Here is a 17,494-nt window from a genome sequence, read left to right as displayed (position 1 = left end):
GCTTCCTTCTAGGGAGGGGCAGGAGTTTTATTTTATGAGGGTGGTGAGACTATGAACAGCAAAATCCAAACTGACGTGATTTTAGAGTTGCAGAAATCCATAGATAATATGGCTCGATATGGGCAGGAGATGGAAACTCTCGATTCTCGTTTTGGTAGATTAGAGCAGCGGATTGACGCAATGCGTTCGTCCCTGTCCGGTTTGCAATCGCAGGTATCACGTGAGGCTGGAAGCAATCTCCGTCAGTCGTTGACAAATGAACTCAACAATCTCATCGCAGGGAATGGGATTGTCCTTGAGCAGTTAGGTTCGGCTGGGCTCACGGTTAAACCTGAGACTCTTCAAGGTATCTTGGGCAAAGTAGAAAATGAAATCAACGAGGATTTGCGGACGTACGTTCGTAACATGCACATTGAAATCGACCCTAACTACGCCAGCGGACAGAAGCTTCCTATCAGTAAAGATGACTTTAACGAGATTAATAAAGAAGTAGCCAAGGTCATCAAACTGCAAATTCGCAACCTTGTCAGTGCTATCCAAAAGCAAAAATCCAATCTGATGAAATCGGAAACTCTTGACAGTTTACAGATTACGATTGGCAAGGAAACGGTCATGGCTTTCGTCAATAAAATCAAACAAAAGATTTTGAGTATTCTTCAGAACCCTGACGTAGCTGATGCCAGTGACATGAAAATTTCCAAGGCAGATTTGAACAAGGTAATCAAGGAAGCTAAGGAAAAATTGTTGAAGGCAATAAATGTTGAAGTTCCTGACATGAGCGGAATGGAAGTTGCGGACAAGGTAAAGAGAATCCCTAACGAACTTGAACAAAGCCTGAATGAATACGTCAACAAAACCGTTGCAGGAATTAACACTGCAATGGCGGGCAAGATGCAGATTCCATTAGGCGACCTGAGCAAGAAGGTCAAGAAAATTCTTGCTCAGGAACTTGACACGACGGTGGACAAGCTGGAAGCGCTCGGCACGGTCGATTTAGGCTCTATTCGTGGCGCTGGATTGAAGGCTCAACTTGAACGAGTGGCTAAGGCTCTTGACAAGAAAATGAGCAACAATGTTCAGGAAGAGATTGACCAATTAATAAAGGCAATACACGATGTGGAAATCACCCCTGAACCTAAGCTAAAGCATCACCTCGTGAATCAGATTAACCGCATCAACAATGCGTTGATTAACAAAATCCGTGAGCAGGTAAACGTTCAGGTGCAGTCTATCATCCAAGAGATTAATAAGGTTCAATCCGGACCAGGTGGACTTAACAGTGATACTCAGATTCGGAATGCAGGAAAACTTGGCCTTTCTACTCCTCGTTCTGGTTCGTCTTCTTCTGACAGTCACAGCGACGGTGGAGGAACTGCATCTAAAGGAAGCAGTAGCAGTGAAAAGGATAGTGGGTCGGGAGCGGTTAACGCCGAAGCTGTACAAGGGGCAATCATTAACATCATACGTCAAAGAATTTCGGGAGCCTTCGATAATGCTCTAATGATGGCGATGTCTAAAGCGGTTGAGGCGTTTAAGAATATTCAGCCTGAACAGATTAAAATGATGCGGAACTTGAAGTTGAAGGACGAATACAACCAAGACAAAGACGGCAACCCTCTTGGAACGACGAACATGGCTGGCGTGGAGAGTGCTGTTAGTGATCTGCAAAACTTTATAAGACAGCAGTCTATGTTTTACGGTACGGATTACAAACAGCTTTATCAAGTAGGGGGCATCGCTTCTGGTTTGCTTGATGATCCTATAGAAATGAAGGAGTTTGTCCGCGTAACTGCTCAGTTGCATACACTAGCCCCTGGAAGTAGTCCTGTCAATATCGCCAATGGTCTTGAGTCAACGAAGGCTCAGTTTGGACTTGAGGTGGCTGACTTGGAGGATAGAATCGCACAACCTTTGGCGGTTGTATCCGACGTGACAAAAGCAAGTATTGAGCAACTTATTGATGCACTGAAAAGTTCAAGTTCCAAAGTTGACCCTGAAACGTCAATCGTTATGGCGGGTACAACCCTCCAAGCAAAATCACTTGAAGGGGCGAATGTCAGTAACTTCTACAACTCCATTCTGAACAGATTACAGTCTCCTAGTGCACTGAACAAGATGGATAAATCACAGGTTGATCCATACTACGGCGACGACAGTGCAGAAGTAGCCAACAGACTTCAATCTCCTGAAGCCATGAAGAAATTGCAGGAACTTGGTCTAGCGAAAGTAGATGACACAGGAGCGAAGATTCTTGTTCCAGCGGAGGAACTGTTTAAGTCCATTGCCCAGAAGTTGTCCGGTGCAGACAGCCCTACCGTCCGCAATACCAACGATGCTTTGTTTGGTACGTACCAATCCTCCAAAGGTGCGGCTACGATGCACAAAATCATGAACACGTTCGTTAAAGTCATGGAAGTTAGCGGAAAATTTGACAAATCTAAATATGAGAACATGGTTAAGTCGTCTGTAGACAACCCACTCGTCAACACTAAACGGGCAGGGCAAAGCATATCCATTGCCTTTGATGCTCTTGTTCAGGAGATGACCCCTACCATCAATAAAGTGTCCTACGCACTTATGAATATGGCAGAAAACGTGACAAAGAATGCCCAATTGTTCGTCAAGTTAGGAGATGTGCTAACTAACGTATTGATTGGGATGATGCTGCTTAAGGGAGTTAAGTGGGGCGCTGGGAAGATTGGTGCAAACTTCGAGAGGGAGTCTGCACGTACTTCATTTCTGGAGAACGTATCGGGCATGAATGTTGATAATTCTATCAAGAACATGACGCGTAAAGAGGTCGGGGAGATGCAGAAAGACCCATTACTTGGTGGTTATTTACGTGATTTGAACGGATTGACGGAAAAGCAACGCAAGCACTATGAGAACTACCTGGATTCTAATAAGGTAGAGGTTAAAGACTTGCCGACTCTATTTAGCACGATGGACGAAGCTAAAAATTGGAATCCGGGCAAGGAGTTGACGGATGATGAAAAATTCGACCGGACGAAGCAGTACAACAGCCGCCTAAGTACCCGAACTGAATTGGCTTCCGTCATTACCCCTACCCTCCTGACCACCCTGAACAGCAGCACCGCCAGTCGGGGAGTGTTTGATACACAAAGAGCAAGCGATACCAATTACTCTGAACTGTCCAATAGGATGTCCCAAATGTCTCAAGGAGAATTCCAGGGCTTTGAAAACCACTTGGTGGACAGGCAGCGGAACGGATTACCTCCGATTGACGATATCCAAAAGCTGAATAATGCGATGGATGATTACGAGAAGACCCAGCGGGAAGCCGCTGCTTCTGCTCGACAAGCCTCCCCTGCCTTCGGAGATTTGTCCAATGCTGTACGAGGCATGAACTCTGGAATGTCTTCTACGGCGTCCCTCAAGAATGGGTTCAAACAGTTCTTGAAGGATATTCCAGACTTAAGCAAGGGGGCTCTGGTTTCTGTTAAAAACTTGGCGGGAGGTTTCGCTAAGATGGCTATGGAGATTGCCGGGGCAATCGGTCTCGCTCAAGCGGCTAAAGGATTGACAGAGTCCTACCTGTCAACAGATGACGAAAGGTTACTTGCTCAGGCTGACGACCGTGACAACGACCTGAAAGGCATGTCTAACAAGATTAATGCGCAGGCTGAAGGCGAAGCCTCTTGGGCTTTGGCTCGGAATACCGCGACAGGGCTTTACTACTCCGCAATGAACGGGATATCTTCCGCATTCGGTGGAACTCCATCCAACTTCGGTTACTTTGAAGGCGACGACATGATGGGCGAGATGATGGATTTTTTCAAATTCTCGGGAAGTCAGGTGGATTTTTCAAAATGGCTCAAACAACGGGAAGCCAGCGGCGGACAGACAGTAGAGGAAGCCGTTGCTGAGTTTAACACCAAATCCGGACGTTCTGCGGAAACAGAAAAGATCCGTCAGAAAGCCATTACCAAGCAGTACGAAGCATCAAAGCTTGAAGAGGCAGAGCAGAAGAGACTCGAAGAGATTGCGAAGAAGAATTATGAGGAGAAGTACAAGAAAGGTGCGGTCAACTCCCCTTCCATCGACTCTGACTCTGTTCTAAGCCGTGTCTCTGACCGTATCAATGAGATTAAGGACACTAGCCAAATTGACACGCTTCGTGCCCTCATGAGTGGAATGAAGACTGACTCTGACGAGTACATTGCACTGCGTAAGAAGCAGACTGAATCCATGCGTCAGGTATTGAATGAAGAACTGGATATCATTGACAAGTATATCGCCAACGCCAAGACGGTCATGGACAGCGCTGACCCTGAGTCGCAAGAGTACAAAGATGCCAAAACTGCTTACGATAACCTTACTTCGACAAGAGATAAAGTGGCATCGGAAGGGGAAGTTGACATTCTTCGGGAAGAGTGGAACACAAAACAAGATTCGTATCAAAGTCAGGTTCGTAAGGTTAACAACAGTTTGTCTCGCATTGACCTTATTGCTCAAGCAAAGGAACTGGCGGCGGCGTACAACATGGACACTCAGTCTCAAGAATACTTGGACACCATGAAGAAGATTACACTGACTAAGCTATCTCAGATGAAAAATGAGTTGGCGAATCTTCAAGCAATCCAAGCCATCGGAGACCTATCCGAAGACCAAGCAACGCAGGTTTTACAGCTTCAGAATGAAATCGCCAATGAGCAAGCCCTTATTAAGGAGTACAATCTTGCTTCCATCGGAATTGGCAGGGCTAAGATTCAGGACAACAGTTCTGAACGTGAGAATGAGTTGCTGGAACTCAAGTTACGGACTGGAAACCCTGACGACTCCTCGCCTATTCTTCGTAACAAGCGGATTGCCAATGCCAAGGAAGAGGTATCTGAAATCAACCAAGTCATTGCCGATCTGAAAGCTAAACTTCCTTCGGCTGGAGCGGACGAAACAACTAAGATTAACGCTGAAATTCGAGACTTGCAAAAGCAATCTTTACAGGCTCAGTTGGGCATCTTGGATGAAATGAAATCCACAGCGGGAACGTTCAACATGCCTAATGGAGTAAATGCTATGAGCCGCTACGAGTACCTTACCCGTGGCAACACTCACAACACGACAACCATCGGTACAGGGGATGTCACCGTCAACATCACGCTTCCTAACATCACCAACGGCATGACAAACCGCCAGTTGCAACAAGTCGGACAATCCATTGGACAAGGCTTGTCTGTAGGGCGGGTAGGAAACCTTCGTAGCCAACAGGCTATGAATCCTAGCAACTATAGAAGTTAGCGAAACCACTCCCCGTCTTATAATGAGATGGGGAGTTATTTTATAAGGAGGTACGACCATGACACAACAAAATAACCTCTTGTCAGAGGATTCGGTATATAAGAAGAAACTGTTTTACGACAACGGAGTCCAGTTTAATCAGGTCAAAGCAAAGCTGATTACGGAGTACAAACCGCCGGCGCCTTACCTGAAGACCCATGTCAACCAGACCTTGGCATCTTCTGCGGGACTTGTGCAGAACGGAACGTCTCATTATAACGCTACCCTAACCATGCTGTTTTATTCTAAGAAGGAATATGCCGACTGGCTTCAGTTCATCGGCTCTCAACATAAGTATTACGACGAGAAGGGTACAGTTTACATCGGCATCGTGACCGGAGAACCCGATATTAAGACCGCTGAGATGGAAACGAAGTACATCGTAACCATCGGCATGTCTCTTGTCCGCAAGCAAGATTTTGAATACAAGTACATGACAGAGTTCATTGATATCGAAGATCATTGGGCAAACAAGTATATCGACAATATGCAACAGCTTGGACTTATCGCAACGAACTGGGAAGCAGACGGGGAGTCTGTTGTTTACTTCCGTCCGGACGAAGCGGCTACAAGAGCAGAATCCATTACGTTCCTTATGCGGACGTACCGACACGTAGACAAGTTGCTGAGGGGGTACTAAGAAATGAAAAGATGGATTGACGTAGATCCGCTGGATTGGTATTACCGTGACACACTTGAGATTACTCGTATGAGAACGGATTTGACAGGTGACGTAGAAGTCTTAAGCGGCATGACGTACAACGTGTTCAAAGAAGGGTACGAGAGAATGGTTAAGCGCTTCGTGACCGTAAGCGGACAGCAAGAGTTTCTTGTACCTGATTACAAATACCACATGAGTAATCCGGTGTTCGTTATCGTGAACGGGGTAGAGGTTCTTCCTGAGAAGGTAGAGAACGGAAAAGTCACAATGACCAACCCACTGTCGGCGGGTATCGAAGTCGTGGTCATTGCTTATGGCATCCCTGACCGGAAAGATATCGGGTGTGTCAATACCCCATACAATGGAGTAGGCGACTACCGGATGCCACACGCAACCCTGAAGTACGCTTCTACATACTACTTCAGCTACAGCAACCAACCGGAGTCTTGTACAGTCCTTGGGGTTAAGCTGAAGAGACTTTTCGTTACTGTTGGCGCAGGAAGTGATGCAGGCGTGGTCATCCGGAACGCTATCGGATTTCAGCGTGACGTGTTTGTAATTCATAAAGGTGAAGTTTACCTACCATACATGTACAATGGCTTCCCTGCTGTCATAGGGTATAACGCCGTAATTAATGGGGTGAATAGACGTACAAGTGAAACGGTCGTCGTGGAATCAGGGCGGGTGACATACAACGACCGATTTTTCGGAGACGTTCGTATTCGTCGCGGAGACTTCTTCGCACTAATGAGCCGTATTTACGAGAACCTGCATAATCGGTACACCGACCGTGCGTTCACATACAATGATACGCCGCTGAGACCGATTGTGGATAAGGATGTTATCCTTTCCAAATGGTACTCGAACGATGTACTGACCCTGTTAGATGAAAAATTCCATGACGGGTGTTATGTGTTCCCACTTTATGAAGATGGCAAGTTTGAACCGGAAGCATGTATTACAAGAGCGGAAGCGGTAACCTTCCTCAATAGATTTATCGAGTGGATTACGGAGAAATATAGATAAGGTAGGTGGCTTAAGTGGCTTATGTATCTAACGGTAATTACCCTTCAAGGCAATTGCTACAAGGAATTATGGAGCGTGTAAACGCGCTAGGGAACGAGCCGAAGGTAATCGTAGAGTTGGACAAAACATCATACGTGCGGGGCTTCCGTAGAAAATACGATGCAGTCCAGTACGTGGTAGACAGTGCAGTGAATGATATGCTATCCATCGACAAAGCGGAGAAGATTACGAATTACGTTGACGGTACGCTGGTTGATACCAGCACCGACCTGAGAAACGCAGACTTCTCAATGCCAATAAAAGCTAGTTCAACGATGCATGGGAAGGAGAATGGGGAGCGTACCATCAACGGGATGTATATCACCGACTGGTTCGAGACAGACCCTCGCTGTTCCCGGAAGAAGCATAAAGGGATTGACCTTGACCTTGCGATGAACGACCCTGTATACGCTGTGTGGACAGGTACAGTAGCCATCGCCAGCACCTTGAGAGGGTACGGTAAAGTCGTCTACGTCAATCACGGAAACGGATGGCAGACAAGGTATGCCCACTTAAACAAAATCAGTGTCAGTGTGGGGGACAAGGTTAACGCAGGTGGTCTTGTAGGTCTTGGAGGTAATACCGGACACTCCATCTCCAGTGGTGGCGGTGACGGAACACACTTGCACTTTGAAGTACGATTTAACGACGTAGCACAGAATCCTGAACCGTACCTTCGGGGCAAGAAAACTATTCAGACAGCAAGCAAGAAAATTGACCCAAGGAACATTCAGGATGCTTCTGTTCTAATGGACGCTTCAGGGGTAATGGCAGACTCGACCTCCTACGTGGAATACAACATGGAAGCAACGGCATATGTAGCAGACTGCCCCGGCTGTATTGGAATCACACGGGGCGGTACAGACGTTCGTACATGGAAGAGCTGGAAGATTATTGCGGTAGATCCCTCTGTCATCCCTTTGAAGAGCAAAGTGGAACTGATTGTCAATGGAACGAGTTGGGGAGAGTATCTTGCAGATGATACGGGCGGGGATATCAAAGGCAACCGAATTGACATTCTTTATGATACGAAGGCGAATGCCCTCAAGTTTGGAAGGCAGCCCGTTGTTGTAAGAGTCAAGTCTTGGGGCGATGGTAAACCAAGAACGGCAGACTCGACTGGAGATGCCAGCATCGATAAGGAAATCGTCACGTACCAATACAACAGGACAACCACTAAACAAACCTACTTTAAGGATTTTACGACCAAGAAGACTACGCTTGATGTCAAGAAGTACACAGAGACAAACGGTGCAGTGCAAATGACCGTTGTTGATGACAAGACTTCGATGAACGTTCTCGGATTTAACGGAACGGGCGGGGCAGGGCAGGCAAAAACGCTGGTTTTCGAGCACGATTGGTTTAAGGCAGGAAACCTTGGCTGGGCATACTTCTCTGACCTTGAACTGGATGACACAATTATTGTCACAGTTAATGATTACGAAGTAGTTCGTATCAACGGGGTTAGCGCTAAAAACGGAGTGGCATACCCACCTTCCATCCCGATGCCCAAAGGACATAACGTGGTGAAATTCACTTTCGCCAATTCCTCGAAAGCATCGAGAGGAAAGTTCGGTATCTTGTGGCTCAGAGCGAAAGAGTTCGATGTAGAGACCATTGAGTCGAAGGCGATGTGGGACTTTGAAGATGAAATGAACAGTGCCAACAAATGGACACCGTACAGCACAGTTGTACAGAAGGACAAGGGAGATTATCAAGCAATCTCAACCAGCGGAGGCGAAGCAGGTATCGAGCGGTTAGGTAAAATCAAGAAGTTTCCGTTTACGATTAACTTTAGCCTGAAGACAGCCGCCGGTACCAGCGGCAAGTTAGTTATTAGTAATGGAACGAAGGGGTTTCTTCTGAACATCAAGGATGACCAAATTTATACATCTGGTGGCGGCACGTATAAGCTAAACACGACTTCTGATTTTATCGAGTACACTGTAGTCTGCCATGACCAAACGGATATCGATGTATATGTGAAGATAAATGATGTCTGGGTTAACACCGGAATCCGTGGGGCGGCATTCGACTATCCGTACCAAAGCAGAATTCTGTTTGCAGTGACGGATGGAACGATGTATCTCGACAGTGTGAAGTACGCTGCCAACGACTATGCCATCGAGCAACTAGCTACTGCCATCGGTGACACGTATGACGAGAAGTGGTATGAAGTTGGGGACTTCGTTTATGAAGACATGTACACCATTGAGAAAGATGTAATGAGTTGGGAAATCAACACCCACCTTGATACGACTATCAGCACCGCACGGCTAACGCTGGACAACTCTTCGGGTATTTATTCTCCATCTTGGGAGCGTAGACCAGAGTTCCCTGACTCATTTAAGACGGACAAGTCTCCGTTGAGCTATTACGAAGAAGGAGAACTGCGACATGTTATTAGCGAGTACACTCCAATCAGGATTTATGCGGGATACGGGGAAGAAGTTGTCCGTGTATTCACTGGAATGATTAAAGGCGAAATTACGGAGAACTCTGACGAGAAGACCGTCTCGTTTATCTGTGTGGACAGGTACGACATGCTTGAGGAATTTATCTTCTACAAGCCTATGCATTACCCGCCGGAAGAAGCTTATGCAGGAGATGGCGGGGCATTCTCCTGGATTAAATCAAGCATTGTAGAAGACATTGTTGTCCATGCAGGAATGAGCGCTTGGAAGTTTCATTCGGAGGATATGAGCAACCCTGACTACGTGATTGAGGACACAGTTTACATCGACGTGAACAAAGGGAAGAACACCTTCATGAAATTTAATAAGGAGAGCGGAGAACTTGAGGCCGTGACTCAGGAGAATATTATGGAAGTGGGCGGCTGGCAGAATCCGTTCGTGGCAAGTGTATCCTTCCCAATAGGTACGAACGCTTCAGATGCCGTACAGTCCCTTATTCAAGATATTCCTTACCGTGCCTACTGCGACAGGTATGGGACGTTTCGAATGGAGAAGATGGACTTCCTCGATTCACCAGACTGGGCTATGGTAGCGGGCATGAAGTGGGAGTTCATTGATGGAGAGAATCTACTGGAAGTTACTTCTTCTACGGATTACTCGCGTGTCAGAAATCACTTGATGATTTCCGGTACAGCGGGTATCGTGGAACACTTCTTCGACAAGTCTCTGATTATCGCAACCAAGGGTAATATCCGCACGGCGGGCGCTCAGTTGGACTGGATTGAAGAGATCGATGGAAACTCCTTGAGAGACTTGAAGGAGGACGTAGCCAATAAGATTTTCTTTGATTACAAACGTCAGGCAAGGACGAAGAACGTAGTCGTCAAAGGTAATCCGTTAATCGAACTGCTTGACTCTGTTTACGTATACGATTCCAATACGTTCACTGCCAATTACTTCCTGGTTAAGGGGAACAGAATCGTCGGTAACAGCGATGGCATCGTCAATTACCTCGAGTTGACGTGGCAGTCTTTATCAGAATTAGGATAACCACATAGGCAGGGAGCACTTACGCTTACGGCGCTAATTGTTCCCTGCTTTTTCTTATAATGCTATTGAAGGTGAGGTGTATACTTTGGACACTAGGAACTTTGTAAACTCGAATGAAATCTATCCCATACTCGATTTAATTCGTAGGGAGATGAAGAAATCCGGTCTTTACACTGGCGGCGATGAATTAACTGTCATGGATGCACTTGTAGAACCGAATGTAATTAACGTGGAAGCCCGCAGAGAATTGGCAGGTTATTCTGCTCTCGTAACTTCTGTGGTATACACATACGATAACGGTGTAATCGAAATTCTGACCCTTGAGAGGGATGCCAATTTAATTGTGGAAGGCTTCCTGATAGAGATTACATATCCTGCCTTGGTCAATGAGGAATTAGAAGAGGAAACAGATATCGCATCTTTCAGCACAGTTAGAGGGACTATTATTAGAGAGAACGGATTATTTAAGAATCTGGAACTCGAATATATTAAGGCGGTGTAGTGAATGTCTAGCGGAGCAAATTTTGCGAGTTATCTGGTAGGCGGTAGACTCGACCCTCCTTTTATGCCTACCAAAACGAACCCGTACATTGAAGGGATTATGATAGAGTCCCCAATGGCGGGCAAGGTCGAACACAAGTTGACCATTCAAGAGGATTGTGAGTTGCTTTCCGTTGCAGTCGGCGTATCCAACTATGAAGCAAGAGACTATTGGAACTTGTACGTAGGGGAACGGCTGGTATGTAAGAACATTTACACGAAGGATTTACCGGAGGGGATGTACCTGACGGCGATTATCCCATGTAAGCAGGGAACACAACTTCACTTTGAGTTCTTTAATGAGGGCGGCAAGCCTAAGGTAGTATGGGCAAACTACCAAACGCTCAAATAGAAAGGAGGTGATTAAATGGCAGATACGTCATACCAGCCAACGCCTTGGCTCGACACGACCATAAATGAAGAGTTTTTGCTAGAAGGGCTTGCTGGTATCATGACAACCAACGGCTGGTCAAAGGTAGCTGAGTTTACTAAGGTAACCTACTCCAACAAGCTGACCAAGCCAACAATCAAGCGTTTCTACCTTCCGATGGCTAACCCTGAAATAGACTTGCCTAAGGTACTGAACGATGATTACTACATCTTCCTTGATGGAGAGATTGCTCCAACATCCTATTACATAGCGGTCAAGAACACTGACGAAACCATCACGATTACCTTTGAAGCAGGGGTATCCGGTCAGGTAGCAATTTACTACAGCACGGTCGGGTCAGCAGACACCTTCGACTTCTATGTGACCAAGCACATCGTCGTCAAAAATATATCGGGAAACCTGTTTGGCATGGCAATGCTGGCTCACATTAATGAGCAGATTGGACGGACGGACTGTAAAGTACCATTCGCAATCTATGACAAAAATGCCGATTACGGTACTCAGTTAACACCGCAGGACAGCGGCGTATTCTCTTGGGCGATTCAGAAGGCTAACGAAGATGCCCTCTTTGAGCGGCATACGCTTTACTTCTACCAGCTTGAGAAGTGGATTGGAAACGGGAAGATGTTGGTTGGGTGGGAGAACGTCAATGAATTGAAACGGGTGGCTTTGGATGTTGAAGTGCAGACAAGCATGTGGGGGCTGGACGATAATACAAACGCTCTTCAGTCACGAATTACTGATTCCTTCCCTCAGATGTACCAGTCGCCAATAGTCACGTCCCATACAAGAATCCCTCAGCTTGAGCACACAGAGAAGATTGCCTTCGTTGACGTAAAATTTACGAACTGGTGGGACGACAGTAAGGTGTTCGTCAAAGGGTTCGTGGACGGTAAGTCGCTCATGCTGATTATAGTTGCGGACACTGCTCCCGTTTGGGATGACAACGCCGTACCTGCGATTCCTCTCTACATGGGAGACTTCGATGTTAACGGCTTGACAGAAGAGGTTATTAATCGGGATATCACGTTCGACTTCTACCGGAAGCAGACGAAGACTTCCACAATTATCTCAGGCAAGCCAATGGTTAATGCGGGGTCATATGTAAAAGTATGGCTAATGGGTGACACGGACGGCGACATGCCTGACGAAGCTGTCACGCTGACCATCGCAGGACAGGAGATAGGGAAGTTCAATACCATCGGGGCGGTAGAGCCGACAAGTAACAGGAACGATGCTCAGTTGATGGGGCAATTCGATATCACGGGAATCGAGGGCATGTCCTCTGTGACCATTGAAGCAGTGAGTGGAGATGGAGTGAGTGGCTACACTCCGGTATCCGGTCGGATGTTTCTTGAGATTCATATCGAGACCAATCGAAACGCTGAAGGCACACCTTCTGCCTTATTCTCAGGGACGGCATACAACAAGGACGGGGCTACTGTAGAAGACGCTCTCAAGCAGTCTGGTAAATTTAATTATGACGATGCAAGCATCAAGCAAGAGGTTTTGCTTCCTGTTATGAAGGAGTATCCGCACTTCCCAAGTAACGGTATTGACTCCATTATGGTCAAGCGAAATAAGTTCGGTGCAAGGTATCAGGCGCATTACCTGTCTTGGAATGTTCCTTCTAATTCTATGCCACCGCTAAGGGAAAATGCTGACAACCGTAAGCACCCAAGGGCTTGGAAAGATTACATGAACGAGCAATACAAGTACCAGTTCAGTCCGTCAAGGTACAGCGGGAAAGCCCATTCATCCCGTGCACTTCTGGTTCATCCTGAAGATGGTACGTTCGGAACACTGCGAAACGTTATTTTAACCTCTCCCTTAACTATAATGAATGGTGACGAGTTAAAGGCTGTGAGAGATTACTGTGACGACGAGAATAGGTATGAGGTTTACTCTTACTACTTGGTCGAAGGAATTTCGCCACTGACAAAGAGGCCTGCAACGCCATACAGACCTGCCGCTCTCGGCATTCTAAAGGCGGGGTACACTCTTCCTGAGATTCCTCCTGCACCGCCTGAATCTCCAGCTCTGATTCTGTCAATCGACCCTGGTTATTCAAGCATAGAAGAGGACACGTCAATCAAGTTCACATCGCTGTACAGTAAGCACTCCCCTATTACGAATTACAGGTGGGAAGTGACGAGTGACGTGAAAAAGGGCTTGTATACAGTCGATAATGCAACGTTTACGTTCAGCAATGTCGGCACGTATTCGGTCAAGCTTACGGTGTGGAATGAAATAGGTCAGCAGGCAACGGCTACGGCAACCATAACGGTAACTGCCAAGTACGTGCCCCCACCACCTCCACCACCCCCACCGGCTAATACATTGCAGTGCGGTAAGCTGAACGATTCTGGCGGCGGTGCTTATACGGAGAAACTGCATGAGATGGGCAATTCATCTGGACGAGTCGTTATCACCTACAACATGTATGGGGTAGCTGACCGTATGGATGTTTACTATCAGAACCAGTTGCTTGCCAGCACCAACATGGAAGTATCTAACGGAGGTTCACTCCAATTTCAATACAGTCCTGTTGGCGGCGTAACACAAATAAAGGTGGTCATGTCCTCCAGTTCGGGGTCAAGTTCGTCGTGGGAATACCTGGTAAACTGTCCTGTGTAACAGCAGGACTTGCTATATAAAGCTAATAAGTAAAGGGGTGCTATTTAAATGCCATTTATCGACACAACTCCTGCATCGTTTACCCCGAAAGTAACGGAACAGGATATTCAACCTCGGTTAGGAGACCTACTTGCTACTCAAGGATGGGATACGGTCGCTAATTTTAAGAAAGTGGTTTTTGATGCAGGTATTATGCGAAGCACGTACACCGGTCTTGATTCGGCCGACATTCCAATCTACGTGGCGGAGCACTTCATTTACAAGAACACTGCGGGCAAGATGTTTGGCGTTGCTGTTCTTGGTACATGGAATCAGAACCTTGGTCAACTTCGGAAGCTAAACAAGTCACCTGATTCTAAAGCTCCGGCTCCTGCAACACTTGCGGTGTTCTCAGAATGGGCTACAAACGAGTTCCGTAAGTATCGTTCCCCTCAGACTCTGTACTTCTATATGGTCGAGAATTTGGCGGGACTTATGCCTAACTACTCTGACGTAACACTGCCTTGGATTAACTCGGGCGACCTTAAACGGGCGGCTCTGGATATCGAAGTAGAAGCGGCAGGTTGGGTAGGCACAGGCTCGACGGCTACCTTCACTGTATCTAAAGCTGAAGGGAATCGGATGCAGTCTCCAATCATGCAAGCTGGTCTTCGCACCAACCTTTTGGAAAAATACCACGACGACGATATCAACTATGCGATTCAAAATACGAACTGGTGGGCTGACTCAGAAATCTCTATTAAAGGTCACTTGAACGGAGATAGCCTGTTTTTCATCATCCAATGTGACAACGTACCTGCACCGGAAGGAAACCTTGTTCCAATCATTCCTCTCTACTTCGGTAAGCTGGATGCCATTGAAGAAGGTGATGATGCCTACGCAATGTTCGCAGGTAGTGTACCTATCGTGACACAGACAGGTTCAGCGGGGTTGACTGCTATCGCTGAGTACGACTTCGATGATACGACGAAGAGACAACCGAACATCATGCCGCTGATGAAAACCTACCCTAAGAATCCTGCGAACGGATTGGACAACGTTATGGTCAGCCGTGGTAAACTCGGTGCTCGATATCAGGCGTACTACCTGTCTTGGAACGCACCAGCCAATGCCATCCCTCCAATGCGTACTTCGCAGGATGGCAAGCGAGACTATCCGCGGGCTTGGAACAACGCTGAGAATCCTCTTTACAAGTATTCCTTTAACCCTTCCCGATACAGCGGTAAGGTTCACACTTCCAAGCTGTACGTGGTTCATCCAGAAGAAGGGGTGCGGGGAGCACTGAAAGACACCATCGCATTATCGGCGCTGTCCTTTAACGCAAACAAACTGCGTGTGAAGAAGGATCACTGCCCAGATGAATTCGATGTATTCCGTTACTTCTTGGTTGAGGGTGTATCCCCACTGACAAGTAAGCCGGGAACTCAGTACCGTCCAGCGGGTATTGGATTGTACTTAAATACTGTAGATGATGAAGGCGTGGAGGTCACTCCGACACCTACACCGACACAGCCTACAACCCCATAACAATATAGCCCTGGCATAAATTCCTATTAAATAAGTATATTTAGTCAGGATAACCGGCAGGGTAATTCCAAACGAGAGGTGATTTATCGTGAGTTGGTTTGATGGAGATTCCACGATTCAGCTATTCCCTAAAGACCTTGAAGCACTGTTTAACTCCAAGGGATGGGATACATTCATAAAGTACCGCTCCGTATCTCAAGACGGTCAGAAGTTCGCAGATGTCCGCTTGTTCCGGTCTCTCGGCTCGGACAACCAAATGCGGAACTTCGGCATGGTTTACGGATACGGCAAGAAAAGCAATCCAACCTTGGGCGAGCAAGAGTTTATTTCTCAGAACTCCGTACTTGGTGCGTTGATTGAAAACGAGACATTAAACACGAAGTTCCACTTCCAAGTGTTCCCTGTACTCAGAGATTCTGTCATCGTCTATAAGAACGGTAACGCTGTTGCTTCTACAGACTACGTTCTTGATGAAACGAACGGTATCATCACATTCACGTCTGCACCATTGCCGACTGACGCAATTACAGCAAACTACTCCCCATCTCCAATTGCACCTCAGCCAGTGAAGCGCATGTACTTCTTCACATTCGATGATGTGCGGGGCGAACGAATCGTACAAGGTGTTAGCGGTTCTGTAGTCGTTGGTGACCCTGAATCCATTTTACCGGATGGTGATGGAACTCGTAAGTTGTTCCAAATCCCAACGGTGGCGACGATTAAAGCGGACACTGTAAGGGTTTATGTGAATCAGGTTGAACAGGATTCAACGTTATACACAGTTGACTACACTAAAAATAGTGTAACGTTCGTTGGCAAAGCACCAGACGCAGGCGCAGAATTACACGCATCCTACATCAGAATTCTGAATGCCACTGGAAACCAAACGCTGAATTACGGTGACATCACAGTCAAGAACTTTGACCCCGATAAACCGAATGATCTAATGAATGCTGTTTACTCATCCATTTATTACATCTATCCATCCCTGCCAACGGCTCTGTCCTTCACTCCGTTGCAGAACTTTGATAGAGGATGGCAACGTGATAGTACGATGTACTATTGGGGGAATGTGACCAAAGACCGAATCGTAATGTTTTTCCGTCCAGATCCTACTCCGGGCGCTGAGAATACTTACTTCGCTCCATTGTACATCGGGCGGCTAACGACTCTTGGTAAGTCCCCTCGCAAAAACAATGTCATTATCTCTGGTTGTCGGGAAGCAGACGAAGTTGTATGGAAGAAAGACATGAAGTTGGGTGCGATTTACGTCGACTACGGTAACAACACATCCAACGGAAACCGCGGGGTACAGCTTCAACAGTCCATCGGTGGTACATACTACCAACAGCATTACCTCGCGTTCATAACGCACGATAAGAACGTTGATGCGGGTGAGTCCCGATTTAATCCATCGGTTTATAGTGGTAAGTATCACATCTCCCCGATGTACATTGTTCACCCGAATGATGGTTTTGTAGGTAAGCTGGATGAATGTTACGCCGTACACCCTAAGAACATTTCCCAACTCGATGAACTTGAAGTAGTGGAGACATCCGACCATGAAGAAGTGGGCAAGGGCACAGGCGTAAACAAAGTCTTCCATATGGCGCACTCGCCTTCTCTGAAGGATGACGGAACTCCGTTTAAGTTGGAAGTTCAGGTGGATTGCGTAGACCAAGTGCTCGGCACAGACTACACAGTTGATATCGAGACGAAGACAATCAACTTCCTTGACGGAAAAGCACCTGTGGCTGAATCGGAAGTCCTTGCTACTTACGAGTACAAGCAACTTTACCGCTACACGTTGGCAGACACACCTGTCAGTCCGTTCACATTGGCTAACATGTCGCCGTTTGCCCCAATTGGTCTCGGCATCCTGAAAGAAACGTTGAAGAAGAACTCGTAATA

Annotated in this window: 9 protein-coding genes; all 9 read left to right on the top strand. The window is 46.8% G+C overall.

Annotated elements, in window-relative coordinates; translation table 11 throughout:
* Positions 1–51 precede the first annotated feature (51 nt).
* The 9 genes from P364_RS36150 to P364_RS0112460 all read left to right on the top strand — a co-directional run bounded on the left by P364_RS36150 (position 52) and on the right by P364_RS0112460 (position 17,492).
* Positions 52–5,259, top strand: coding sequence for a hypothetical protein (locus P364_RS36150; protein ID WP_024630455.1), 5,208 nt, complete (start codon positions 52–54; stop codon positions 5,257–5,259).
* Between the two features lie 58 nt (positions 5,260–5,317).
* Positions 5,318–5,938, top strand: coding sequence for an S-layer homology domain-containing protein (locus P364_RS0112495; protein ID WP_024630454.1), 621 nt, complete (start codon positions 5,318–5,320; stop codon positions 5,936–5,938).
* A gap of 3 nt (positions 5,939–5,941) precedes the next feature.
* Positions 5,942–6,985 (top strand): S-layer homology domain-containing protein, encoded by a 1,044-nt coding sequence (locus P364_RS0112490; RefSeq protein WP_024630453.1) that lies wholly within the window; start codon positions 5,942–5,944, stop codon positions 6,983–6,985.
* Between the two features lie 14 nt (positions 6,986–6,999).
* Positions 7,000–10,488, top strand: coding sequence for a peptidoglycan DD-metalloendopeptidase family protein (locus tag P364_RS0112485; RefSeq protein WP_024630452.1), 3,489 nt, complete (start codon positions 7,000–7,002; stop codon positions 10,486–10,488).
* An 85-nt stretch (positions 10,489–10,573) separates the two neighbouring features.
* On the top strand, positions 10,574–10,990 hold the full coding sequence (locus P364_RS0112480) for a hypothetical protein (RefSeq protein ID WP_024630451.1): 417 nt from the start codon (positions 10,574–10,576) through the stop codon (positions 10,988–10,990).
* A 3-nt stretch (positions 10,991–10,993) separates the two neighbouring features.
* Entirely contained in the window at positions 10,994–11,380 is a 387-nt protein-coding gene (locus P364_RS0112475) for a hypothetical protein (RefSeq protein WP_024630450.1), read from the top strand.
* 15 nt (positions 11,381–11,395) lie between these two features.
* On the top strand, positions 11,396–14,056 hold the full coding sequence (locus P364_RS0112470; RefSeq protein WP_024630449.1) for a PKD domain-containing protein: 2,661 nt from the start codon (positions 11,396–11,398) through the stop codon (positions 14,054–14,056).
* A 48-nt stretch (positions 14,057–14,104) separates the two neighbouring features.
* Entirely contained in the window at positions 14,105–15,583 is a 1,479-nt protein-coding gene (locus P364_RS0112465) for a hypothetical protein (RefSeq protein WP_024630448.1), read from the top strand.
* 88 nt (positions 15,584–15,671) lie between these two features.
* Positions 15,672–17,492 (top strand): major virion structural protein, encoded by a 1,821-nt coding sequence (locus tag P364_RS0112460; protein ID WP_024630447.1) that lies wholly within the window; start codon positions 15,672–15,674, stop codon positions 17,490–17,492.
* Positions 17,493–17,494: the final 2 nt, after the last annotated feature.

Source organism: Paenibacillus sp. MAEPY2 (genome assembly GCF_000499205.1).
GTDB lineage: Bacteria > Bacillota > Bacilli > Paenibacillales > Paenibacillaceae > Paenibacillus > Paenibacillus vandeheii.
This window is presented reverse-complemented; position numbering and strand designations above follow the sequence as displayed.

Excerpts from the sequence above, each read along its gene's own strand:
- P364_RS36150 (WP_024630455.1), top strand. The coding sequence starts at position 52 with ATGAACAGCAAAATCCAAACTGACGTGATTTTAGAGTTGCAGAAATCC.
- P364_RS0112495 (WP_024630454.1), top strand. The coding sequence starts at position 5,318 with ATGACACAACAAAATAACCTCTTGTCAGAGGATTCGGTATATAAGAAG.
- P364_RS0112490 (WP_024630453.1), top strand. The coding sequence starts at position 5,942 with ATGAAAAGATGGATTGACGTAGATCCGCTGGATTGGTATTACCGTGAC.
- P364_RS0112475 (WP_024630450.1), top strand. The coding sequence starts at position 10,994 with ATGTCTAGCGGAGCAAATTTTGCGAGTTATCTGGTAGGCGGTAGACTC.
- P364_RS0112470 (WP_024630449.1), top strand. The coding sequence starts at position 11,396 with ATGGCAGATACGTCATACCAGCCAACGCCTTGGCTCGACACGACCATA.
- P364_RS0112465 (WP_024630448.1), top strand. The coding sequence starts at position 14,105 with ATGCCATTTATCGACACAACTCCTGCATCGTTTACCCCGAAAGTAACG.